This window comes from Anaeromyxobacter sp. PSR-1 (genome assembly GCF_000964525.1).
Taxonomy (GTDB): Bacteria; Myxococcota; Myxococcia; order Myxococcales; family Anaeromyxobacteraceae; genus Anaeromyxobacter.
The window spans coordinates 1-3,022 of the sequence record NZ_BAZG01000298.1 but is presented as its reverse complement, the minus strand read 5'-3'; the positions used below and the strand labels follow the sequence as shown (position 1 = coordinate 3,022).

Sequence of the window (3,022 nt, the reverse complement as noted above, 5' to 3'; positions counted from 1 at the left end):
CGGCGGCGGCGCCGCTGCCGAAGAACGCCTCCAGCGCGTCCTTCGAGCCGCCGCCGAACGGATCGAGCACCGCCTCGCCGGGCGGATCGTCCGCGTCGAGGTCGAGCGCGATCGCCTCGATGGCGTGGTCGTGCGGGTAGCGGTCCCGGATGGCCGCCGCGATCTCGCGATCGCCGCCGATGCACACCTTCACCTTCCGCCCGGTGCGGAAGCGCAGCTCGTCCACCACCGCCAGGTTGGTGGGATCGGACATCGCCACCGCGAGCGTGCCGGGGTCGGCGCCGAGCGGGAAGACGTTGTTGCGCAGCGCGAACTCGCGCGGCACGAGGCGCAGCGCCTGCTCCAGCGCGTACGGCTCGAGCGCGTCGAGGTGCGCCACGTCGTAGCCGTACTTGCGCGACAGCGCCTCGACGATGTCCGCCTCGCCCGCGAGCTTCAGGTCCACGAGCGCCTGGCCGAGCCGGACGCCCCACTGGCGCTGGTGCCCGAGCGCGGACTGCAGCTGCGTGGCGTCGATGACGCCCGCCTCGAGCAGGAGCTCCCCGAGCCGCCTCTTCCCGATGGCGTCCATGCGCGGGGGATCCTACCTTCGCCCTGCACGGCCGGTCGAGCCCCTCGGGGCGCGCGCGCCCCCGATCCGCCTACATGGACTCAGCGTCCGCCGCCCCCGCCGGACGCGCCGTCCGCGCGGGTCGCGATGGCGAGCCGGCTCAGGCCGGCGCTGCGGGCGAGCTCCATCACCTGCACCACCCGGCCGTGCGGCACGCCCTCGTCCGCCTGCACGAGCACCACCAGCTCCGCGTTCCGTCCGGCCGCGTCGGTGAACGCGGCCGAGAGCGCGTCGTCGGCGAGCACCTTCCCGCCCACCACCGCGCGCCCGTCGGCGAGCACCGCCACCGCCAGGTCCTGCGGGATCTGCGCGGCCTCGCCCTTGCCGCCCTTCGGCAGGTTCACCTTGAAGCCGCCCTTCTCCTGGCCGGCCTCGGCGATCGCCGTGGTGGTCACCATGAAGATGATGAGGAGGACGAGGAAGATGTCGGTGAGCGGCGTGATGTTGATGTCGGCGAAGATCCCGCCGCCGACCTCGTCCTCGCCGCCGTCGCCGTTCGAGGGTCCGCCGAGCGCCATGCGCTAGCCCTCCCCGGCGCTGCGGGCCGCGGGCTCCTGCGGGCGGGCGCCGCCGGCGAGGACCTCCTTCACGATCTCGAGGTACTCCTCGGTGAGCAGGCGGAGCTGCAGCGCGAGCTTCTGCACGTGCACGTTGAGGAAGTTGAAGATCACCACGGCCTCGATGGCCACCGCGATGCCGCCGGCGGTGGTGACGAGCGCCTCGGAGATGCCGGCCGCCACCACCGTGAAGCCGCCCTGCCCGGTCGCGGCCATCTGCCGGAACGCGTGCATGATGCCCACCACGGTGCCGAACAGGCCCACGAACGGCGCGGTCGCGCCCACGGTGCCGAGGATCCACAGGTTGCGGCGGAGCTTCAGGTTCACCTGCTGGCGCTCGCGCTCCACCGCGGCGGTGATCTTCTCGGCGGTGGGCGCCGGGGTCCGGCCGCCCGGGCCCGGGCGCGGCGCCACGGCCACCAGGCCGGCCAGGAACACGTCGGCCGCCGGCGAGCCGGAGCGCTCGCACTGCGCGCGCCCGTCCTCGAGGTCGCCGCGGTAGAGCGCCCGGGTCACCGCGTCGGCGAGGCTCTTCGCCCGGGCGGTGAAGCCCCAGAGCGCGATGGCGCGCTCGATGGCGACCGCGAGCGCGACGACCGAGCACGCGACGATGATCCACATCGACGCGCTGCCGGTCTTCATGATGCCGACGAGGCTGGTTTCCAAGGTGCGTCTCCGGGGTGGGGAACGGAGGGAGTCTAACCGCGGCCCCGCGCCGGCGGGGGGGCTTCCTCGGGTCCCTCGGCGGCGAACGCCCCGGGGGGCGGCGCGCATTCCCCCCGGAGCCGGCGGCAGGGCGTCAGTCGGCCCGGCCGGGGGACCCGGGAGCGGGCGCCGGCTCGGCGCGGAACAGGTCCGGCGGCGGCGGGGCGGAGCGCTCGTCCAGCTCGACCACGCGCGCGCCGCGCGGCGGGTCCAGGCGGAACAGGGCGGGCTCGAGCGCGGGGTTCACCTCCACCTCGCGCCAGCGCAGCTCGAGCCGCACGCGCGGGCGCTCCGAGCGCAGCTTCACCTCCGACGGGAAGCGCCCCTCGCTCGCGGGCGAGAACGCGCCGAAGGCGAGGTCGTACTCGCCCGGCCCGCCGCCCTCGACCGTGCGCCACGAGCGCTCCACCGCCGCGCCGGGGCCGACCCGCAGCACCTGCGCCCACGGGCCCGCCTCCAGCGTGAGCGCGACGCTCCCGGCGCCGGGCTCGGCCGCGGTGGGCCGGCCGTCGAGGAGCGGCGCGCCGCCGCACAGGATCCGCACCAGCTCGCCGGCGGTGAGCGGCAGCGGCACGAGGCGCGCCAGGTTCTCCGGGGTGGCCTCCCCGCGGTAGAGCACCTTGCTGCGCGCGTCGTAGAGCGAGAAGCGCCCGTCGGCCGCGACCAGCACGGCGGCCACGTTCCCGAAGAAGTCGAGCGTCTCGAGGTGCAGCCGGTCCGGCACCTCGGCCGCCAGGAACTGCGAGACGGTGCCCGACTGCCCCTGCGCGTCCACCGAGACGCGGGCCTCGCCGCGCACCGCGCGCACCCGCGCCTGCGTCGCCTGCACCTGCGCGAGCAGCGCGGCCGGGTCGAGCGACAGGTCGGGCGGCGGCACGCGCGGGCGGCACCCCGCGGCGGCGAGGGCGGCGAGCGCGAGCGCGGCGAGGCGGGGCGCCGCGAGGGCGGGGCGGGGTCGCGTGGGCATCGGCGGGTCCTAGAACAGCCGGCCGGCGCGCTCCAGCAGCGCCTTCGCCCGGCGGCGCGCCACCTCGCGCTCCGGGGCGCGATCGGGGTCGCCGCCGTCGCCCGGCGCGAGCACCTCGCCCAGGAGCCGCTCGAACAGCGCGCGGTCCTGCACCAGCACGGCGTAGGTCTCGGCCTCGGCGAC

General features: G+C 76.4%; 4 protein-coding genes and 1 pseudogene. All 5 read right to left on the bottom strand.

Annotated features, from left to right (window positions below):
- A pseudogene (locus PSR1_RS22640) lies at positions 1-571 on the bottom strand (hypothetical protein); the annotation flags it as partial.
- Between the two features lie 80 nt (positions 572-651).
- On the bottom strand, positions 652-1,128 hold the full coding sequence (locus tag PSR1_RS22635) for a biopolymer transporter ExbD (protein ID WP_059439565.1): 477 nt from the start codon (positions 1,126-1,128) through the stop codon (positions 652-654).
- 3 nt (positions 1,129-1,131) lie between these two features.
- Entirely contained in the window at positions 1,132-1,833 is a 702-nt protein-coding gene (locus tag PSR1_RS22630) for a MotA/TolQ/ExbB proton channel family protein (RefSeq protein WP_059439564.1), read from the bottom strand.
- A gap of 133 nt (positions 1,834-1,966) precedes the next feature.
- A complete protein-coding gene (locus tag PSR1_RS22625) occupies positions 1,967-2,839 on the bottom strand; it encodes a DUF4292 domain-containing protein (RefSeq protein WP_059439563.1) in 873 nt (290 codons plus the stop codon).
- Between the two features lie 9 nt (positions 2,840-2,848).
- Positions 2,849-3,022, bottom strand: a 174-nt coding sequence (locus tag PSR1_RS23635) for a TRAP transporter TatT component family protein (RefSeq protein WP_272946377.1), incomplete at its 5' end; no start/stop codon positions are given.

Excerpts from the sequence above, each read along its gene's own strand:
- PSR1_RS22635 (WP_059439565.1), bottom strand. The coding sequence starts at position 1,128 with ATGGCGCTCGGCGGACCCTCGAACGGCGACGGCGGCGAGGACGAGGTC.
- PSR1_RS22625 (WP_059439563.1), bottom strand. The coding sequence starts at position 2,839 with ATGCCCACGCGACCCCGCCCCGCCCTCGCGGCGCCCCGCCTCGCCGCG.